17 protein-coding genes are annotated in these 19,362 nt (G+C 57.3%); 9 read left to right on the forward strand and 8 right to left on the reverse strand.

Going from position 1 to position 19,362, the window contains the following annotated elements; all coding sequences use genetic code 11:
• The first annotated feature begins 28 nt into the window (after positions 1–28).
• The 4 genes from VNV36_RS24265 to VNV36_RS24280 all read left to right on the forward strand — a co-directional run bounded on the left by VNV36_RS24265 (position 29) and on the right by VNV36_RS24280 (position 5,494).
• Positions 29–2,443 (forward strand): TonB-dependent siderophore receptor, encoded by a 2,415-nt coding sequence (locus tag VNV36_RS24265; protein ID WP_325721356.1) that lies wholly within the window; start codon positions 29–31, stop codon positions 2,441–2,443.
• Positions 2,444–2,505: 62 nt separating this feature from the next.
• Entirely contained in the window at positions 2,506–3,687 is a 1,182-nt protein-coding gene (locus VNV36_RS24270; RefSeq protein ID WP_325721358.1) for an ABC transporter substrate-binding protein, read from the forward strand.
• Positions 3,684–4,745 (forward strand): FecCD family ABC transporter permease, encoded by a 1,062-nt coding sequence (locus tag VNV36_RS24275; RefSeq protein WP_325721360.1) that lies wholly within the window; start codon positions 3,684–3,686, stop codon positions 4,743–4,745. Before VNV36_RS24270 ends, VNV36_RS24275 begins: the two co-directional genes overlap by 4 nt.
• On the forward strand, positions 4,739–5,494 hold the full coding sequence (locus VNV36_RS24280; RefSeq protein WP_325721361.1) for an ABC transporter ATP-binding protein: 756 nt from the start codon (positions 4,739–4,741) through the stop codon (positions 5,492–5,494). The genes VNV36_RS24275 and VNV36_RS24280 overlap by 7 nt, the downstream gene beginning before the upstream one ends.
• 10 nt (positions 5,495–5,504) lie before the next feature.
• On the opposite strand, the gene VNV36_RS24285 is transcribed toward VNV36_RS24280, so the two are convergent.
• Positions 5,505–6,503: a bile acid:sodium symporter family protein gene (locus VNV36_RS24285; protein WP_325721362.1), complete on the reverse strand. Its 999-nt coding sequence runs from the start codon at positions 6,501–6,503 to the stop codon at positions 5,505–5,507.
• Positions 6,504–6,585: 82 nt separating this feature from the next.
• Between VNV36_RS24285 and VNV36_RS24290 the strand changes: the two genes are divergently transcribed.
• Complete coding sequence (locus tag VNV36_RS24290; RefSeq protein ID WP_325721364.1) at positions 6,586–7,374, forward strand: AraC family transcriptional regulator; 789 nt, start codon at positions 6,586–6,588, stop codon at positions 7,372–7,374.
• A gap of 184 nt (positions 7,375–7,558) precedes the next feature.
• Positions 7,559–8,533 (forward strand): TerC family protein, encoded by a 975-nt coding sequence (locus tag VNV36_RS24295; RefSeq protein WP_325721366.1) that lies wholly within the window; start codon positions 7,559–7,561, stop codon positions 8,531–8,533.
• A 125-nt stretch (positions 8,534–8,658) separates the two neighbouring features.
• On the opposite strand, the gene VNV36_RS24300 is transcribed toward VNV36_RS24295, so the two are convergent.
• Complete coding sequence (locus VNV36_RS24300) at positions 8,659–9,759, reverse strand: polyamine ABC transporter substrate-binding protein (protein WP_325721369.1); 1,101 nt, start codon at positions 9,757–9,759, stop codon at positions 8,659–8,661.
• A gap of 250 nt (positions 9,760–10,009) precedes the next feature.
• The gene (locus VNV36_RS24305; protein WP_325721372.1) at positions 10,010–11,416 is read right to left on the reverse strand and encodes a purine-cytosine permease family protein; all 1,407 of its coding nucleotides are present in this window, start codon (positions 11,414–11,416) and stop codon (positions 10,010–10,012) included.
• 324 nt (positions 11,417–11,740) lie between these two features.
• Between VNV36_RS24305 and VNV36_RS24310 the strand changes: the two genes are divergently transcribed.
• The 3 genes from VNV36_RS24310 to VNV36_RS24320 all read left to right on the forward strand — a co-directional run bounded on the left by VNV36_RS24310 (position 11,741) and on the right by VNV36_RS24320 (position 13,871).
• Positions 11,741–12,226 carry a flavin reductase family protein gene (locus VNV36_RS24310; RefSeq protein ID WP_325721374.1) on the forward strand — a complete coding sequence of 162 codons (486 nt, stop codon included), beginning with the start codon at positions 11,741–11,743 and terminating at the stop codon, positions 12,224–12,226.
• 147 nt (positions 12,227–12,373) lie between these two features.
• Positions 12,374–13,417 (forward strand): LLM class flavin-dependent oxidoreductase, encoded by a 1,044-nt coding sequence (locus tag VNV36_RS24315; protein ID WP_073471146.1) that lies wholly within the window; start codon positions 12,374–12,376, stop codon positions 13,415–13,417.
• Between the two features lie 61 nt (positions 13,418–13,478).
• Complete coding sequence (locus tag VNV36_RS24320) at positions 13,479–13,871, forward strand: hypothetical protein (protein ID WP_325721378.1); 393 nt, start codon at positions 13,479–13,481, stop codon at positions 13,869–13,871.
• A 59-nt stretch (positions 13,872–13,930) separates the two neighbouring features.
• On the opposite strand, the gene VNV36_RS24325 is transcribed toward VNV36_RS24320, so the two are convergent.
• From VNV36_RS24325 to VNV36_RS24345, 5 genes are all read right to left on the reverse strand, one after another.
• Entirely contained in the window at positions 13,931–14,365 is a 435-nt protein-coding gene (locus VNV36_RS24325) for a hypothetical protein (RefSeq protein WP_325721380.1), read from the reverse strand.
• An 85-nt stretch (positions 14,366–14,450) separates the two neighbouring features.
• Positions 14,451–14,687 carry a hypothetical protein gene (locus VNV36_RS24330; RefSeq protein WP_325721381.1) on the reverse strand — a complete coding sequence of 79 codons (237 nt, stop codon included), beginning with the start codon at positions 14,685–14,687 and terminating at the stop codon, positions 14,451–14,453.
• Between the two features lie 166 nt (positions 14,688–14,853).
• Positions 14,854–15,861: a glycosyltransferase family 2 protein gene (locus VNV36_RS24335; protein ID WP_325721383.1), complete on the reverse strand. Its 1,008-nt coding sequence runs from the start codon at positions 15,859–15,861 to the stop codon at positions 14,854–14,856.
• A gap of 545 nt (positions 15,862–16,406) precedes the next feature.
• Positions 16,407–16,805: a hypothetical protein gene (locus VNV36_RS24340; protein ID WP_325721385.1), complete on the reverse strand. Its 399-nt coding sequence runs from the start codon at positions 16,803–16,805 to the stop codon at positions 16,407–16,409.
• A 3-nt stretch (positions 16,806–16,808) separates the two neighbouring features.
• Positions 16,809–19,362: DUF637 domain-containing protein (locus VNV36_RS24345; RefSeq protein ID WP_325721387.1), on the reverse strand; the 2,554-nt coding region annotated here is incomplete at its 5' end.

Raw genomic sequence — 19,362 nt, forward strand, 5'->3', positions numbered from 1 at the left:
TCCGTCCTGTTCATAGGCTCATCCATCCATGTTTGCCGCACGCCTCCTGCGCCCGGATCGTCAGTTCAAACCTGTTGTTCGCAGTGCGTTGCTCAGCCTTGCCCTGACCGGTGTCGTTTGCCCATTCGCCCTGGCCGCCGCGCCTGTGCAACTGGACGCTGGCGCGGTTCGGGCTTTCAACCTTCCCGCTGGGCCGCTGGGTGCGACCCTGTCGGGTTTTGCCGTAGACGCCGGCATTGCCCTGTCGTTCCAGCCTGCGCTGACTGAAGGCCTGCGCAGTCCTGCGCTGATCGGCACTTATTCGACCCGGGAAGCGGCTAACCGGTTACTGGACGGCAGCGGCCTGGACATGGTGCTACGCAGCGACGGCAGCTACACGCTGGTGCCGCGCCGGGTCACGCTGGAGGAAACCGCGGTCATTGGCACCGACACGCGTGCAGACGCCCTGCCCCCGGTGTACGCCGGGGGGCAGGTCGCCAGCGGCGGGCGGCTGGGCCTTCTCGGCAATACCCAAGTGATGGACGCGCCGTTCAGCGTCAGCACCTACACCTCTACGCTGATCAAGGATCAACAGGCCGTCACCGTGGGCGATGTACTGGAACGCGATTCTTCGGTGCGCTCCACCGGCCAGACCGGAGGAATTGTCGACTCGTTCTTCATCCGTGGCTTTCCTGTGGGCGAAGGCAATCTCGGTGAGCTGGCCTTCGACGGCGTTTACGGTGTGGCGCCCAACTATCGGGTATTCACCGAGTACGCCGAGCGCATCGAGCTGGTCAAAGGCCCAGGCGCTTTGCTCTATGGCATGTCACCCAATAGCGCCGTCGGCGGCGTGATCAACGTGGTACCCAAGCGCTCCCTCGATGACGATCTGACCCGGTTCACCGCCAGTTACGCCATGAACGCTCAGCTTGGCGGGCACGTCGACGTCAGCCGGCGTTTCGGCGAAGAACGCCGCTTCGGCGTGCGTATCAACGGCAGCACGCAACTGGGCGATACCGCGATTGACCACCAGTCCCGCCACGTTGATATCGGTGCAATCGCCCTCGATTATCAGGGCGAACGCCTGCGTACCAGTTTCGACTGGCTGAACCAGAAAGAACGCTTCGACGCCGCCTCGCGGCCATTTCTGATCGCCCCCGGCGTCGATATCCCCTCCGCTGCCAACGGCCGCACCAGTGTCAGTCAGGACTGGGGCTGGTCGAAAAGCCGCGACAGTTCCGTCCTGCTCAGCGGCGAATATGACCTTAGCGACAGCCTGACGGCGTTCGCCCACGCCGGTGGCGGCAAATCGGACGTCGCGCGCATGTCCGACCAGACGCCGACCATCATCAATGCGGCGGGCGACACCTCTTCAACGCCCGGTTATTACAAGTTCGAAGTCGAGCGCTACACCGTCGATGCCGGCGCACGCCTGCGCTTGGACACCGGCCCGATCAGCCACCGCACCACCGTGCAGGTCAGTCGCTATCGCGACGTGCTGTCGCGGGGGATCATTTCCGCTGCGCCGATTCTGTCGAATATTTACCACCCGGTGGACCGGCCAGAACCTTACATCGCGAAACCGGACACGCCGAAGGTCTCCGAAAGCGAGCTGACTGGTGTGGCGCTTGCCGACACGCTGTCGATCCTCGATGACCGCGCGCAAATGACCCTCGGCCTGCGCAAACAGAATATCCGGTCCGATAACTACAACGCGACCGGCGTGGTCACTGCCTCCTACGACGACGGCCGGACCACGCCGCTATTCGGCGCGGTGATCAAACCCTGGGAGCATATCGCGTTCTACTACAACTACATCGAAGGCCTGAGCAAGGGCGATATCGCGCCTTCCAGCGCCGAAAACGCCGGCGAGATCTTTGCCCCGTACGTCTCCCGTCAGCATGAACTCGGGGTCAAAGCCGACTATGGCACCTTCACCTCCACCCTCAGCCTGTTCCAGATCACCAAGCCCAGCGGCGAACTGGCCTCCGGTGTATTTTCGGTTCAGGGCGAACAACGCAATCGCGGGCTGGAGCTGAGTGTGTTTGGCGAAGTCGTTCCGGGCACGCGCCTGCTCGGCGGCGTGACCCTGCTCGATGCCGAACTGAACAAAACCGCAGTGGCGGCCAACCGTGGCAACAAACCGGTCGGCGTACCCTCCGTGCAAGCCAACCTCTGGGCCGAATGGGACAGCTCCTGGCTCGAAGGCTTAACGCTGACCGGCGGCGCCATCCACACCGGCAGTCAATATGTAAACCAGGCCAACACGCAAAAACTGGAGGACTGGACCCGCTTCGATGTCGGCGCACGCTACACCACGCGCATCGATGAGCGACCGACCACGTTTCGCGCCACGGTGCAGAACGTGTTCGACCATGAGTACTGGTCGGGCGTCGCCTCCTACGGCGCGTTCTCCCAAGGCTCACCGCGCACTTTATTACTGTCGGCGACTGTCGATTTCTGAAACGTTCAGGCGGATGGCGGTGTGAGCCGTTGACCCTACTGACTTTTGCAAAGGCTTTGAGCATGGTGATTTTCGATCGACGCAGCCTCGCTGTCGCTGCGCTGTTACTGGCGGGACTGCTGAGCCTGTCTTTCCTGCTGCCGCGTGCCGCTCACGCTGGCGACGCGCAGGCTGCGCGCACCGAGGTCGTTGATCTGCTGGGGCGCAAGGTCAAGGTACATTTGCCGGTCAGACGGGTCATTCTCGGCGAAGGCCGGCAGTTGTATCTGGTCGCCGCGCTCGACACACACAACCCGATCGAACGCATCGTCGGCTGGCGCAAGGACCTCATCCAGTCAGACCCGGACACCTATAACGCTTACCTGCGCAAATTCCCCGACATCGCGAAAATCCCCACCTTCGGCGGCTTTGAAGACGGCACTTTCGATATCGAGCAAGCGATCTCGCAGCGCCCGGACGTGATCATCCTCAATATCGAAGCCCAACACGCCACCGAAGATGCGCGTTACATCGAAAAACTCGACGCCCTCGGCATCCCGGTGGTTTACGTCGATTTCCGCAATAACCCGATGCAGAACACCGAGCCGACCATGCGTCTGTTCGGCCAGTTGTTCGGCAAGGAACAGCGTGCCGAAGCATTCATCGATTTTCGTAACCAGCAGATTCACCGCGTTACCGACGTGATCGAAAAACAGCAGCCACCGCGCCCGAATGTGTTCATCGAGCGCATCGGCGGTTATACCGATGACTGTTGCCTGAGTTTCGGCAACGAGAACTTTGGCCGGTTCGTCGATATGGCCGGCGGCAACAACATCGCCAGAGGGATCATTCCGACCACGTTCGGCCAGTTGAATCCCGAGCAAGTCATCGTCGCCAATCCGGCCCACGTGGTGGTGACCACTGCCAACTGGGAAGCCTTTGCGCCTGGTGGTCATTGGGTCGGTGTCGGCCCCGGCGCGGACATGGCGCAAGCGCGGAAAAAACTCGCGTGGTACACCCGGCGACCGGCCTACGCCGGCATCCAGGCGCAGAAGGATCAGGCCTTCCACGCGATCTGGCACCAGTTCTACAACAGCCCCTACCAGTTCGTCGCCATTCAGCAACTGGCGAAATGGTTTCACCCGGATCTGTTCACCGATCTCGACCCGGATGCCTCGTTCCGCCAGTTGCATGAACGCTTCCTGCCCGTGCCGTATGAATCGGGCTACTTTGTCAGCCTGCAAAATCCCGAGGTCAAACCATGAGCTCAATGATCGAAACGGTGGTGGTCCAGCGCGAAACCTATCGTCGCCTGGTCTTGCGCAAACGCCTGATTCTCGCCGCTCTGGTGATGTTGCTGCTGTGCAGCGTGCTGCTCGATCTGGCGCTGGGCCCGGCGAGCTACAGTTTCGGTGAAGTGCTCGGCGCGCTGTTTGCGCCGGACAGCGCCTCGCCGCAGGTGCGTGTGGTGATGTGGGACATTCGCCTGCCGGTAGCGCTGATGGCAGTCGCCGTTGGTGCGGCGTTGTCGCTGGCCGGCGCGCAGATGCAGACGATCCTCAACAACCCGTTGGCCAGTCCGTTCACTCTGGGCATTTCCGCCGCGGCCAGTTTCGGCGCCGCACTGGGCCTGGCGTTCGGTGTTGCGCTGTTCCCGCTGGCCGCGCAATTCATGGTGCCGCTCAACGCGTTCATCATGGCCATGCTCTCGGCGCTGCTGATCCATTTTCTGAGTATGCGCCGTGGCGTCACCGCCGAGACTATCGTGCTGCTCGGCATCGCCCTGGTGTTCACCTTCAACGCACTGTTGGCGCTGGTGCAATTTTTTGCCACCGAACAAGCCGTCGCCGCCGTGGTGTTCTGGACCATGGGCAGCCTGACCAAAGCCACGTGGCCGAAGCTTGGCATTATCTGCCTGGTGATTCTGATCACCCTGCCGATCTTCGCCAAACGCGCCTGGGCCTTGACCGCCCTGCGCCTGGGCGACGACAAGGCCGCCAGTTTCGGTATCAATGTACGCAGCCTGCGCTTTCAGACGCTGATCATGGTCAGCCTGCTCGCCTCGTTCCCGGTAGCGTTCGTCGGCACCATCGGCTTTATCGGCCTGGTCGGTCCACACATCGCGCGCATGCTGATCGGTGAGGATCAGCGTTTCTTCTTGCCGGCCTCGCTGCTCACCGGTTCGCTGATTCTGTCCGCCAGCTCAGTGGTGAGCAAAACCCTGATCCCCGGGGCGATTTTCCCGATCGGTGTGGTTACGTCGCTGATCGGCGTGCCGTTCTTCATTTCACTGATTCTGGGCGGGAAGAAAAACTCATGGTAAAGCTGCAACTGGACAATCTCGGTGCCCGTTACGGCCAGCGCGAGATTATTCGCGGGGTCTCGACGCAGATGTTTTTCGGCGGTCAGGTGGTCGCAGTGGTCGGGCCCAACGCGGCCGGCAAATCAACCTTGTTCAAGCGCATGGCCGGCTTACTCGACGGCCCCGGACAAGTGATTCTGCAGGACTCGAAAAAAGGCCCGACGGGCATCAGCTACATGCCACAGGGGTTGAATGCCAGTGCCCGGTTGACGGTGTACGAATCCGTGCTGCTGGCGCGCAAGCAACTGACACCAGGCTGGGTGGTGCACGATGACGAGCTGAAACTGGTCGACGAGATTCTCGCCGCCCTGGGCATCACGGCGCTGTCATTCCGCAATCTCGGTGAACTCAGTGGCGGTCAGCAGCAACTGGTGTCCATCGCTCAGACGCTGGTGCGCGAGCCGGAAATCCTGCTGATGGATGAGCCGACCAGCGCCCTCGACATGCATCGGCAAGTGCAGGTCTTGAACTTCATGCGCCGCCTGGCGCGCCAGCGCGAAGTGATTGTGTTCATCGCCATCCATGACCTGAACCAGGCGTTGCGATTTGCCGATCAGGTGCTGGTCATCGCCGACGGCACTAGCCAGGGCAGCGGCCTGAGCAATGAGGTGATCACCGAGCAGATGCTGCGCAAGGTCTACAAGGTTCAGGCGCGGATCGAGCAGTGCAGCCGCGGGCTGCAGCATATTCTGATCGACGATATCGTTTGAAACCCGATGATCAGGGGTCGACTTGCGCCATCAGATCCGGCACCGACTCCGGCCGCTTGGCATAACGCTGGGCCAGCACTGCGCAGACCATCAATTGAATCTGGTGGAACAGCATCAGCGGCAGGATCAACACGCCGATGGTGCTGCCGGCAAACAGTACCTGCGCCATCGGCACGCCGGTGGCCAGACTCTTTTTCGACCCGCAGAACAGAATGGTGATGCGGTCTTCCTGATTGAAACCGAAGGCTTTGCCCAGCAAGGTCGAAGCCAGTAGCACCAGCGCCAGCAGGATGCAGCAGACCACCACCAGCCCAAGCAACTCGAACAACGGAATCTGCTGCCAGATGCCTTCGTTGACCGCCTCGCTGAATGCGCCGTAAACCACCAGCAGAATCGAACCCTGATCAACGAATTTCAGCCAGTTCTTGTTGCGCCCTACCCACGCGCCGATCCAGCGCCGGGCGATCTGCCCGGCGATAAAGGGCAGCAGCAATTGCACGCTGATTTTCACGATCGCATCGAGGGTCGAACCGCCGTCGCCATGGACATTGAGCAACAGCGTCACCAGCAATGGAGTGAGAAAAATCCCGAACAGACTGGACGCCGCCGCACTGCAGATTGCCGCCGGAATATTGCCTCGCGCCAGCGAAGTGAACGCGATGGCCGACTGCACCGTGGCCGGCAATGCGCACAGGTAGAGCATGCCCATGTACAGCTGATCGCCAATCAGCGGTGACAACAACGGTTTCAGCGCCAGACCGAGTATGGGAAACAGTACGAAGGTCAGGCCAAACACCAGCAGATGCAGGCGCCAGTGGCCGGCGCCGGCGATGATCGATTCGCGCGAGAGCTTGGCCCCGTGCAGGAAAAACAGCAGGGCGATGGCGATGTTGGTGAGCCAGCCAAAGCCGACAGCGACCTGACCGCTGGCGGGCAGCAAGCTCGCCAGCAGGACTACGCCGATCAGTGTGAGGGTGAAGTTATCAGGCAAAAAACGTGGGCGGGTCATGAGATTCATCCGGGGGTTGCCAGTGCGTGCCGAGGACTCTAACGTGACTGCCATTTACCGACTAACGCCGAAGAGCCACACAATGCCGCCTAAAGGACATGCCAACAGCGTTCGCCGTAGTGTGCCCGGGCTGCCCAGCCTGCCGCGTCCGGTGTACGGACGCACCGAATCGCTGCCCAATCGCGCCCTCACCCGCCGCCACAGTCACCCGTGGGTGCAATTGTCTTACGCGATCCAGGGCGTGCTCGAAGTGCAGACCGGCGCCGGTCGCTTCGTCGCCCCGCCAGAACGTGCGGTATGGATTCCGGCGGGCGTGCCACACCGGGTGTTCAGCGCGCCGCACACAGAGATGCGCAGCCTGTATATCGACAGCAGCGTCACTGGCTGGGCGGCTGAGCATTGCCATGTGCTTGGCGTCAGCGATCTGCTCAGGGAGTTGATCCGCGCCTTCAGTCAGGTTCCGGTGGAATATGACGAGCGCGGCCCCGACGGACGCCTGGCCCAAGTAATCCTCGATCAACTCGCGAACGCGCCGACCATCGACCTGATGTTGCCGTTGCCGCAGGATCCGCGTTTGCGGCAGATCTACCACAGCCTGGAGCAACACCCGGAGCAGCAGACCACGCTGAGCCACTGGAGCGACAAATTCGGTGTCACCGAAAAGACCCTGACGCGCCTGTTTTTGCGCGACACCGGCCTGACCTTCCGCGCCTGGCGCCAACGCCTGCGCCTGCTCGGCGCGCTGACGCCGCTGGAGAAGGGTGAGCGTGTAACCGACGTCGCGCTGGCCTGCGGATACGACTCCACATCGGCGTTTATCGCCGCGTTTCGTCAGCAGTTTGGTGAGACGCCGGGAGAGTTTTTCCGCTGACACTTCGGTTCAACCGAACTATCAGTCAGAAATAAACGATTTTTCTTGGGCATAAATCCGTCGCTAGCATGGCCCCGTCTGACTTTGATCGAGAAGTGAAGATGATCCCTGTGGGAGCGAGCCTGCGCGCTCCCACAGGGGAATGTAGTCTGAACGCTGCGAGAAACGAGACAGGGAGCGTGACATGCCTGCCACGAATATCAATATCGGCGAACCCTGGATGTGGGGCGCCTTCATCGTCTTCGTTCTGGCCATGCTGGCCCTTGACTTGTTTGTCTTCGGCGGGCGCAAGGCGCATCGGGTGTCGGTGCGCGAAGCGCTGGCCTGGGTGATCGCCTGGTGCTTGCTGGCGCTGAGCTTCGCCGGTCTGCTCTGGTGGTATCTGCACGGCGAATTCGGTGGCGAGATTGCCCGGCAGAAAAGCCTGGAATTCCTCACCGGTTACCTGATCGAGCAATCGCTATCGATCGACAACATGTTTGTCTTCGTGATGATCTTCAGTTATTTCGCCGTGCCGCCGGAGTTGCAACGGCGGGTGCTGCTGTACGGCGTGCTGGGTGCGATTGTGATGCGCGCGGTGATGATCTTCGCCGGGGTGTGGCTGGTGTCGCAGTTCGAATGGCTGCTGTATGCGTTCGGTGTGTTCCTGATCATCACCGGGATCAAGATGCTGGTGTTCGCCGATCAGCAACCGGATCTCGACAACAACCCGCTGTTGCGCTGGGTGCGTGGGCATATGCGCATCACCAGCGGTTTCCACGGCGAGAAGTTTTTCATCCTGCAGAACGGCGTGCGCTGGGCGACACCGATGTTTCTGGTGCTGGTGCTGATCGAAGCCAGCGACCTGATGTTCGCCGTCGACAGCATCCCGGCAATCTTCGCCGTCACCACCGACCCGTTCATTGTCTTCACCTCGAACATCTTCGCGATCATGGGCCTGCGCGCGTTGTACTTCCTGCTGGCGGACATGGCTGACCGTTTTCACCTGCTCAAATATGGACTGGCGATCGTGTTGGTGTTCATCGGCGGCAAGATGGTGCTGATGCCGTGGTTCCACATGCCGGTGGAGTGGTCGCTGGCGGTGGTGGGATCGGTGATTCTGGGCTCGGTGCTGTTGAGCCTGGCGACCAGCCGCGAGGCTGAACGCAGCCCCGAATGACACACAACACAACCCACCTGTGGGAGCGAGCCTGCTCGCGAAGGCGCCGGATCAATCAACATTCGAGTTGAATGACCCACCGCTTTCGCGAGCAGGCTCGCTCCCACATTTGATAGGCGGTGCTCTTATTTATCGGATTTGATACTCGTCCACACCCGCGTCCGCACCCGCTCCATCTTCTGCGGCAACGGCTGTACCACATAGAGGGTTTTCAATGCTTCGCTGGTCGGCGTCAGGTTGGGGTTGCCGGTGATTTCCTTGTTGACCAGCGGCATCGAGTCCTTGTTGGCATTCGGGTAGCCGAGGAAATCGCTGATCGGCGCGATCACTTTCGGATCAAGCAAGTGGTTGAGAAATTCGTGGGCTTCGGCAACGTTCTTCGCGCTCTTCGGGATGGCGAAGGTGTCGAACCAGATTGGCGCGCCCTCCTTCGGCAAACGCCAGTCGACCACCACACCGTTGCCCGCCTCTTTGGCGCGATTACCAAACTGGTAGAAGCTGCCGGAGTAACCGATCGCCACGCAGATATCGCCGTTGGCGATGTCGGTCATGTACTTGGCCGAGTTGAAGTAGGTCACGTAGGGGCGAATCTTCATCATCAAGGCCTTGGCTTTTTCATAATCCGCCGGGTTCTGGCTGTTCGGATCGAGGCCGAGGTAATGCAGGGCCAGCGGCAGAATCTCCGACGGCGAATCGAGCATCGCCACGCCGCAGGCCTTGAGCTTTTCTATGTTCTCGGGCTTGAACACCAGATCCCAACTGTCCACCGGCGCATTCTCGCCCAAGGCAGCCTTGACCTTGGCCGGGTTGAAGCCGATCAACACGGTGCCGTACATGTACGGCACGCCGTACTGGTTGCCGGGGTCGTTGGCGTCGAGCAACTTGAGCAATGCCGGATCCTGATGCTGCCAGTTCGGCAGTTTCGACTTGTCGAGTTTCTGGAACACGCCGGCCTTGATCTGGGTTTCGATGAACTGATTGGACGGCACCACCAGGTCGTAGCCGGAGTTGCCGGTCAGCAGTTTGGCTTCCAGGGATTCGTTGGTGTCGAAGGTGTCCCAGGTCACTTTGATCTTGCTCTGCTCGGCGAACTCCTTGGGCACTGACGGCAGAATGTAATCCGCCCAGTTGTACACCCGCAGTTCGCGCTGCTCGGCCTGGACGGCGCTGGCCAGCAGCGTCAAGCCACAGACGGTGGCGCCCAGAATGCGTTTGATCGTGACCATGGTTGTTTCCCCGAATGCGACGTGAGATCGATGGTTTTTATGTTCTGTACACGGCAGTGGCTGCAACGAAAGCCAAGGGCAAAAAAGGGCGAGCCTGTTGTTCTGGATTCGATTCTTGCTGACAGCGTAGCGCGATGACAGTAGGCGACAGGCCAAAAGGGGATCGATATGGCCAATTTGCGTGACCGCTGAAATGCGCAAACAAAAATGCCCGGCACTGGGCCGGGCATTGCTGGAATTGCGATGGCGATCAGTCGGTATAGCCAAGTCTGGCCGCCCTGCTCTGCTGGGTCTCACCGCGTGTGGCCAGGCAGTAATACAGCGGCACGGTGACTACCAGGCCAACCAGCCATGACAGATCCGCACCTTCCACCAGATTGGCGTACGGCCCAACGTACAGCGAGGTGTTGGCAAACGGCAGCTGCACGATGATGCCGATGAAGTAGGCAATGATCGCGTGCAGGTTGAAGCGCCCGTAAATCCCGCCGTCAGCACGGAAGATCGAGGTGATGTCGTAGTTGCCACGTTTGATCAGATAGAAGTCGATCAGGTTGATCGACGCCCACGGCACCAGCACCAGCAACAGCGCCAGAATCAGCCCGATGAATTGGGAAATGAAATCCGCTGAAGCACTGAGAGCAACCAGACAGCATCCGGCGAGGATCACGCTCGACAGCACCACGCGCACCTTGATGCTCGGCGTCCACTGGCTGGCGAAGGTCTGGATCGAGGTGATGATCGACAGCACCGCGCCATACAGATTCAGCGCGTTGTGGCTGATGATGTTGAGCAGAAACAGCACCATCAGAATCGGCCCCAGCCAGCCGGTGGACTGCTTGACCGCCGCCATCGCTTCGGTGCCTTCCGGCGTCGCCAGCACCGCCACCGCGCCAAAGCTGAACGACAGAATCGTGCCCAGCGTCGCGCCCAGATACGTCGCCCAGAAGGGTTTGGCGATGCCGATGTCTGCTGGTAGATAACGCGAATAGTCGGAGACGTACGGCGAGAAGCTGATCTGCCAGATGATCCCCAGCGACACCGTCGCCAGCCAGCCGGAGAGATTGAAACTGCCGCGCGTGAGGAAGTCTGCCGGCAAGTCATGGGCGAAAATGTAGATGAAGCCTGCGAGCAACGCGCCGCCCATCACCCAGGTGCCAATGCGATTGAGCGTGTGGATGAAGTTGTAGCCGATCACGCCGATGGCGGTGGCGGCCAGCGCGCCGATCAGAATGCTCAGCGGCGCCGGCACTGATGGCGCGATGCCGACGATGGATTTGCCGGCCAGCACAATGTTGGAAATGAAGAAGCCGATGTAGATCAGCGCCGCAAAGAAGACGATCAGCAGTGCGCCATAACGACCGAACTGGCCGCGACTCTGAACCATTTGCGGAATGCCCATGCGCGGGCCCTGGGCCGACGCCAGCGCAATCACCACGCCGCCGATCATGTGCCCCAGCGCAATCGCCAGCAGCCCCCAAAACAAATTGAGATGGAACACCTGAACCACCATGGCGCCGGTGACGATGGGCAGTGGCGCGATGTTGGTGCTGAACCACAGAGTGAACAGGTCGCGGGCCTTCCCGTGGCGTTCCGCGAGTGGGACGTAATCGACCGTATGATTCTCGATCAACGGATCTTGCCGGGACATCTGGGACATATGCATGAACTCGAGTTTGTCTGTTTTTATCTTTGTATGAAGCCAAACCGGGAGGACTGTTGGGTCGCCCCTCAGATGCAGACCATATTATGGTATTCCACGCTTTTCACAAGACTGATCCGTAGTTTACGCCGCCAGCTGATACGCCATCCTCGCTGAAACCGCGACTTGAATACCAGCCGAAAGCCGCGTAAATGCTGTGTTTCTGACAAACGTGGCACGTTTATCGGTTCAGCTTAAAAGCCCTTGCAAAGATTCAATAGTGGTATACCATCAGACCAACAATCACATAAAAACAGCGTCACAACACCCGAGGACCGACCAATGATTGATGCCGCCATCTACAAACAAGTCATGGGCTCGTTCCCGTCCGGCGTAACCGTTATCACCACCCTGGACGATGACGGTCAGATCGTCGGCCTGACTGCCAGCGCCTTCAGCTCGCTGTCGATGGACCCGGCGCTGGTGCTGTTTTGCCCCAATTACAGTTCCGATTCCTATCCGGTGCTGATCAAGAACAAACGTTTTGCGATTCACCTGTTGTCCAGCGTGCAGCAAAGCGAAGCCTATGCCTTCGCCCGCAAAGGCAAGGACAAGGCGCAAGGCATCGAGTGGACGTTGAGCGCACTGGGTAACCCGATCCTCGCCAATGCGACGGCTATCATCGAATGTGAGCTGTGGCGCGAATACGAAGGCGGCGACCACGCCATCATGGTCGGCGCCGTGAAGAACCTGATCGTCCCCGAGCAAATCGCCGGGCCGCTGGTGTACTGCCACGGCAAGATGGGAGCCCTGCCCGTCCTGGCCTGATCGTCAGAACCGCACAAATCAACTGTAGGAGTGAGCCTGCTCGCGATAGCGATTTATCCGATGTCGATGTGTTTTCTGACACACCGCCATCGCGAGCTAGCCCGCTCCCACAGGTAGCCTCAACAACAAAAGATCCGAGGAAGCGTCATGAAATTTTCCCTGTTCGTACACATGGAACGCTGGGACGAAAGCGTCAGCCATCGCCAACTGTTCGAAGACCTCACCGAACTGACCCTGATGGCCGAGGCCGGCGGTTTCAGCACCGTGTGGATCGGCGAGCACCATGCGATGGAATACACCATCTCGCCAAGCCCGATGCCATTGCTCGCCTACCTCGCCGCCAAGACCACTACCATTCACCTCGGCGCCGGCACCATCATTGCGCCGTTCTGGCACCCGCTACGCGTCGCCGGCGAATGCGCCCTGCTCGACGTGATCAGCAACGGCCGCATGGAAGTCGGCCTCGCACGCGGCGCCTATCAAGTCGAATTCGACCGCATGGCCGGCGGAATGCCCGCCTCCAGCGGTGGCCAGGCCCTGCGCGAAATGGTCCCGGTGGTCCGTGCACTGTGGCAAGGCGACTACGCCCACGACGGCGACATCTGGAAATTCCCCACCTCCACCAGCGTGCCGAAGCCGATTCAGAAACCGAACCCGCCGATGTGGATCGCCGCCCGCGACCCGGATTCGCACAACTTCGCGGTGGCCAACGGCTGCAACGTGATGGTCACGCCGCTGATGAAGGGCGACGAAGAAGTCCTCGATCTGAAGAACAAGTTCCAGACCGCACTCGACAACAACCCGGATGTGCCGCGCCCGCAATTGATGGTGCTGCGCCATACCCACGTTCACACCGCTGATAACCCGGACGGCTGGAAAGTCGGCGCGAAAGCGATCTCACGTTTCTACCGCACCTTCGATGCCTGGTTTGGCAACAAGCAAACGCCAGTCAATGGCTTCCTCGCGCCAAGTCCTGAAGAGAAATTTGCCGGGCGTCCGGAGTTTGAACTGGAGAGCCTGCACAAGACGGCGATGATTGGTACGCCGGAAGAGATCATTCCGCGCATCAAGTACTACCAGGAACTGGGCGTGGATGAGTTCAGCTTCTGGTGTGACAACAGCTTGCCGCATGAGGAGAAGAAGAAATCGTTGGAGCTGTTTATCAAGCATGTGGTGCCAGCGTTTCGGTAAACGCGTTGCTGGTCAAGCTTGGTAAATGAAAACGCCCCGATAGAGTTCGGGGCGGTTTAGTTTGCGTTTGCTCACCGTCCCAGAAATTTCCTGCGGGTGCGTATTGTCCTTCTCGGTAAACGGCACACCCACCAAAGCTTCGGTAGAACATTTCAAGATCTATGATCTGGTACAGGCCTTCGCTAATTTTAATCAAGGTAATCAGACTATCGGCATAGTGGGTGTATTGACCACCCGCCCGGCAACAGCCCATCGCTCCAGCTCCTCGCGATTCCAGCCCGATACGATCCCGGCTGATTCAGCGACCGTATCCGAGAAGAAAATTTCGAACTGCTTTGAAACCTTGCAAAGGCAGGGAATCCATTGCTGCCTGAGCCAAGTCATGAGATATCAGGTTGTGATGGAAAAAAATGTTCAATTTCAAGTGGCTCAGACTTCGATGAGGCTACGTTGACCTCGAAACGGTAGAAAACGGAGTTAGCTACGTTTCTAAATGTTCGCCAAACGTGATCTCTACCCATCTATATTCATACCACTATATGGATCAGCAATATTATTACCCAGCTCAGCAATTGCCTCTTTGATCTCGATAGCCACTTCTGAGGAAAGCTCGCTGACATTTTGGTTTGATATAAAGTCAAACAGTCCAACCAATCCAAGGTGTGCCGCAACGAGGATCGCCCCCTGAGAAAAATCGAAATCAAACCCATCCCACTCGTTGATCAAGATTTTTTCAATGTGAGTCTTTAGTGGCTCGGACAACTGTTCATAGGTGTGCCACTGACGGTCGCTGAGTTCTAACAGAGCCTGTAAAAAATCATGCTTTGACTTTCCAGAGAAAGACTTTTCCATCAGCAGTTGATGGAACTCTTTTGCCACTTTTTCTACAGGCATCGCGTCAGGAAGCGAATGACAATATAAAAAGTCTTCATCATTTATGATCTGCACGCAATAAACCCGGGATCAAACTCAATTAGCGCGGGGATTCCCCCAGAATTTTTCCTCATTTATCCCATTTTCTCTCAATTCCTTCTCAAGAAGCCCACTGGGTTTTCTCAGGATACTCGCTTTTTACGAAAAGCCGAGCGAGCTTCATACCCGCTCTTTCTGACCATTTTCCGCTTATATCCAACGGGCATTCCTTTATAACACTTATAGTTTGCTTTATTTTATCTAGCTGTATCAGACCTACATCACCGCCGCGGCCAAACGTATATTCCACATACGCCTCAGTCTCTACAACCTTGTCCATCTCTATATAAATAGCCACGTACATCTCTTAATTATCGGGCGGGGGTAAAAAGAGGGCAGACCAGGGTTTCGGATTGGTTTCTAAACGTGGTCTGTCCCCATTTATCCCCTGACTGGCTGCAATAAAAAGGAGCGAATTCACCGATATGAATTCGCTCCTTTTACGTTTTTCAGTGCGTGAACGACTAGCCCTGAACGGTGGCCTTTCGGCTTCTGCGCATCTGCTTTAAATTGAAACGCAGTTTACGCATACCATGAGCAAAGCGCGGAAACAGCAACGTCCAGCGAGGATGCACCACCACTCCGCAATCACGGCTGTCTTGCCGAGTCATCGAAGTGATCTGCTGTGGCAACGGCACACCGTACTTGACGCACTTGGTAATCAGCGCATCGACATTGCGTTCCATGAAATTCAGGGCAACATCCCGTCCAGCATTGAATGACCCAATGTGTTTCTTCAATGCTGTCAGGGTGTCGCGGTACGCGGCATAACTGCCCATCACGTACTCGACATCCTTATGGCTCTGCGTCAGCGAGCCGCTTCTGACCCGCTGGAAGTAATAATCCGCTGCGGTGGCAAACGTGGTGTGGCTGTGCAGATAAATGTTCATGCTGAACACATGATCTTCATGGGCCCGACCTTCCAGGCGCACCGCAAAACGCTCGCATACCGAACGCTTGAAAATATATTGCCATGTCGCTGCGTGATACTTGCCGGACAAAATCAGATCTTCGAGCAAGTCGCGCCCCGCATCGAACCAGCCATTGCGGCTGGCGGCGGTGTTACGTCGCAATAACTGCTTCTTGCCGTCGACTTCCGTGTACGAACGCTTGGAGAAATAAAACAACTCAAGCGCCGCGTTGGCCTGGACCTGCTCGACCAGCGTGGTGAACAGTTCAGGGCTGACCACATCGTCCGGATCACAGAAAAAAACAAAGTCCCCCGTTGCCGCCGCCAGACCATTGCGCCGCGCTGCGCCCACCCCCTGATTGAGTTGAGTCACCACTTTGACCTCCGAACGATCGCCGTAACCGGCTTCAATCACGGCCAGGGTTCCGTCGGTCGAGCCGTCGTTGATCAGGATGATTTCGTGCAGCGGCACGGGTTGGTTGATCAGCGAATCGAGGGTTTCAGCGATGTAGGACTCAACGTTGTACGTAGGGATGACGACGGATATTTTCGGGACGATCACGTTACTTGACACCTGGAGAGACGGCGCAGGCCGGGCGGAAAATTTATGTATCTAGCGGAACGCTGTAGACCCGAGGACACATCTCCAGAAAGTCTGACAGCGATATCAATATGATGGCACATCATAAAGCGACCGCAATTCAAGGTCAAAGGTGACGACGCTGAAAGCTGCCACAAAAGCGCCAATCGTTAATCGGCCGAATCGGTAAAACTTTAAGAAAATTCGGGATTTTTGGGGAAAACGGTGGAAAACGGGGACGGGTGAAAATGGGGAGGGATCACGTTTAACCAGATTATCGATTTTTCAGCCGTCCGGGCTCACTCGTTCACGCTCAACAAGGCATGAACGATACTGGTCTTCCCACAAACTTCCGCTGCGGCTATACGGAGGGAAACGGGGACAGACCACGTTTTTGAAGTGCTTTTCTAAAAAGTGGTCTGTCCCCATTTATCCTATAAATAGAGAGACCTGATACTCACCGAATAAAAAAGGGAACAGGCCACGCCCTTGGATTACTGTCTAAATGTGGTCTACCCCATTTCCATTCAACTAGTAAGCCCCCGCAACCTTTTAATCTCTTTCTTAGCCAAGCCTCTGTTTCTTTGAGAAACTTTTTTGTCCGCGGATATGAACTTCAACTCTTCGAAAAATTCAAGAGCCTCTTTAGAATTTAATTGACTGACCCAATTCAGGGCGAGATCGATCCAATAATCAGACTCGTGCTTCAACCCCACGCCTATCAGTGCAAAATAAGGAAAGTCGGACCCCAACTCTAACTTTACTTCACTAAAAGGAAGTTCGAGTAAAGAAATCACGCGTTTAAAGTCTGAGTCATCCACCAAATTAAAGGAAGCCGAGGCTCCATCAAGTCGCCAACCTCCAAATTCATCCTGACAAATGAAGAAATCGCCACCTAGAATTTTTTTTCCTGACGAGGTACTCATACTTCAAATCCCCGGATTATGCTTCACATTGATTCCATACTGCTTCATTGATTCCTCAAAATTAAAACGAACCTCTGGAGTCCAGTTTTTCCAATAATGCCCACTATGCTCATTGGTTAGAACCTCTCCGCTTGGACCTCGCTTAAACATCCCGCCCACCAAAGTCGCTGGATTAGCACCTATGGTAGCGCCTAGCTGCTCATGAGGAGAACCCCCCAGATTTGTACTCGGCTTACCAACAGCAAAATAATTTGTTTTAGGGTCAAAAACAAATTCAATCGCTCCACTTCTGGTTGACGGATAATAGTTGGTTATGGCCTTTGAGGAAGATGAGTTTGGCTGCAAACCTAAAACCCCGGGCATTGGTCCTGACCCGGCCCAGCTAGTGCTTGACTTCGTACCGCCGCCGGGGATTTTAATGCCAAGTATAGGCCCCGCGATGATCGGACTTAAACCCGGATCAATCGGGATCGTGAAGTCACCCATCGCTTCCTGCTCTTGCAGCGGAATATGCTCTCTGAGCGTGTGCCTTAACTCTTCATCCACTTCCTGCACAGAATTGTGACCCTGCATTTGGTCTATGTGTGAATGACCCTGTTGGTTGTATACCGTTGCGTTTTTCGCAATTTCCGAACCTAATGAGAGATCTCCACCCACAGCTGCAGCACCAATCAATCCGGTAAGTTGTGAGAGAGACTTTTGAAGCTCTTGATTGCCGTCAGCCATGAAAAGCAGCGCATTCATCGCCGCTTCGTTCAGCCCTGCGGCGGCCGCGCCTGTAGCAAAATCCCCACCCATGACTTGGGAGATCAAACCACCCATCAACGCATGTGCTACGACCTTTTCAACGCTGCCATCCGGAAACTTGATCGTCTTGTCGCCAACCCAGTTGAACCCGGTCGCCATGGCGACACTGCTCGCCTCACCCAGCAACGCCGCTCCGAAGTTGTCACCAAAGCTACCTCCACCAATAGTGGTAGAGATACCGCTGGAAATAATCGCCCGGCCGGTCGTGCGGATGGCGACATCAGTAATGTTGCTGCTGGTCAGGATATTTGCAGTTTTACTGCCCCCAGCCGCAAACCAGTTGGTGTCTGCATAGTCGAGCATGCCCGCCGTAAACCCGGCGATAGCCGCATTTTTCAAGCTACCGGCACTGAAGGTCTCCTTGAATGCGGCCCCGAGATCACCTTTGTTATTAATGGTGCTGGTTACGCCAGTCGTCGCTAGGCTTGTAGCAATTGCGCCACCGGCTCCACCACCTACCAGACCCAGTCCAGCGGGCCCCATCACAAAGGACATCATGATGGCGATTGCGATTTGTGCTGCCGGACCCAGTCCCGAGTTCTCGTATTTGAATGACTCGTGAATCTCCTTCACCCGCTGCCAATCCACGTCCCCTCGGGCCTCGGCATCTTTCAACCAGGCCAGTTGCGGATCCGCCTTGACCATGGCGTCGATGGTCTGGCTGACGGATTGCTGATTCACATCCTTGATGTCGATTTTCAGGCCATCGACTGCCTTGATAACGATATCGCCCTTGGCGATCATCTGGGTTTGGCGCAGAGTCTCGTCGGTATTGCCTCGACCTTTGGAGGACACCCAGCCAGCGCTGTTGTTGGTCTTGGTATGGTTTTCGTCATGGAGGTCTTTGACCCCCTGAAAAGTAATCACCCCACCACTGTCCAGCGTGATGTTGTTGCCACTTTCCAGCTTGGCAACCTGATACAGCTGATCACCCTTGCTCGACAGCGTCAGGTTGCCACCGGCCTTGATTTCAGAGCCGACGTGTTTAATGTCGGTCACCTCATCGTGCTGCATCTTCAGCTTGCCGAAGCTGCCTTTTTTCTTCATGTCATACAGCGAGTAATCGGTGTCTTGCAGCGCCAGGATCTGCAGGTTGTCACCCGCTACCAGATACGCCTCATCCCCCGCCGTTACCCGACTGGAAATCACACTCAGGTCTTTGCCCGCATCCAGTTTGACGTCGCCCCCAGCAGTGATACCTGACATGACCTGGGTGACATGATCCTCCTGACGAGTCATGTTCTTGTTTTTGGAGCGCGAATGCTCCTCGTCCGCCGCCGAGGTGATGACCACGTTGTCAGTAGCTTTTATCGACACGTCACGCTTGGCATCGATCTCGCTGGCAATGACACTGATGTCACGCTTGGCATCCGTCTTGAAATCACGCCCGGCATCAATATCGGCACCCAGTTGCGTAACGCTGCTGACCGTTCCCCTCCAACCCAGCGACGCGCTGTCGTTAACCTGCACCGACGCCACATTCACATCACGCCCGGCATTCAACGCCATGTCCTGGCCGCTTTTCAGGACGCCGCCGATGACGTTGATGTCGTTGGCCGCTTTGACGGTCAGATCGTTGGCAGCCTCGATCCGGGCTGCGTTATCGGCGAAGTCCTGATGCCGGGTGACGGTGCCGTACTTGTCGTCCATCGAAGTGATGGTTCGTTCGTTGATCACATCGCCGGTGCGCGTGGTCAGGCTGACGTCCTTGCCGGCGATAATCCCGCCCGCCTTGTTGACGATGTTGTTG

Source organism: Pseudomonas sp., assembly GCF_035554175.1.
Classification (GTDB): Bacteria; Pseudomonadota; Gammaproteobacteria; order Pseudomonadales; family Pseudomonadaceae; genus Aquipseudomonas.

Coding starts and splice junctions, on each gene's coding strand:
- VNV36_RS24265 (WP_325721356.1), top strand. CDS start 29: ATGTTTGCCGCACGCCTCCTGCGCCCGGATCGTCAGTTCAAACCTGTT.
- VNV36_RS24270 (WP_325721358.1), top strand. CDS start 2,506: ATGGTGATTTTCGATCGACGCAGCCTCGCTGTCGCTGCGCTGTTACTG.
- VNV36_RS24275 (WP_325721360.1), top strand. CDS start 3,684: ATGAGCTCAATGATCGAAACGGTGGTGGTCCAGCGCGAAACCTATCGT.
- VNV36_RS24280 (WP_325721361.1), top strand. CDS start 4,739: ATGGTAAAGCTGCAACTGGACAATCTCGGTGCCCGTTACGGCCAGCGC.
- VNV36_RS24285 (WP_325721362.1), bottom strand. CDS start 6,503: ATGACCCGCCCACGTTTTTTGCCTGATAACTTCACCCTCACACTGATC.
- VNV36_RS24290 (WP_325721364.1), top strand. CDS start 6,586: ATGCCGCCTAAAGGACATGCCAACAGCGTTCGCCGTAGTGTGCCCGGG.
- VNV36_RS24295 (WP_325721366.1), top strand. CDS start 7,559: ATGCCTGCCACGAATATCAATATCGGCGAACCCTGGATGTGGGGCGCC.
- VNV36_RS24300 (WP_325721369.1), bottom strand. CDS start 9,759: ATGGTCACGATCAAACGCATTCTGGGCGCCACCGTCTGTGGCTTGACG.
- VNV36_RS24305 (WP_325721372.1), bottom strand. CDS start 11,416: ATGTCCCAGATGTCCCGGCAAGATCCGTTGATCGAGAATCATACGGTC.
- VNV36_RS24310 (WP_325721374.1), top strand. CDS start 11,741: ATGATTGATGCCGCCATCTACAAACAAGTCATGGGCTCGTTCCCGTCC.
- VNV36_RS24315 (WP_073471146.1), top strand. CDS start 12,374: ATGAAATTTTCCCTGTTCGTACACATGGAACGCTGGGACGAAAGCGTC.
- VNV36_RS24340 (WP_325721385.1), bottom strand. CDS start 16,805: ATGAGTACCTCGTCAGGAAAAAAAATTCTAGGTGGCGATTTCTTCATT.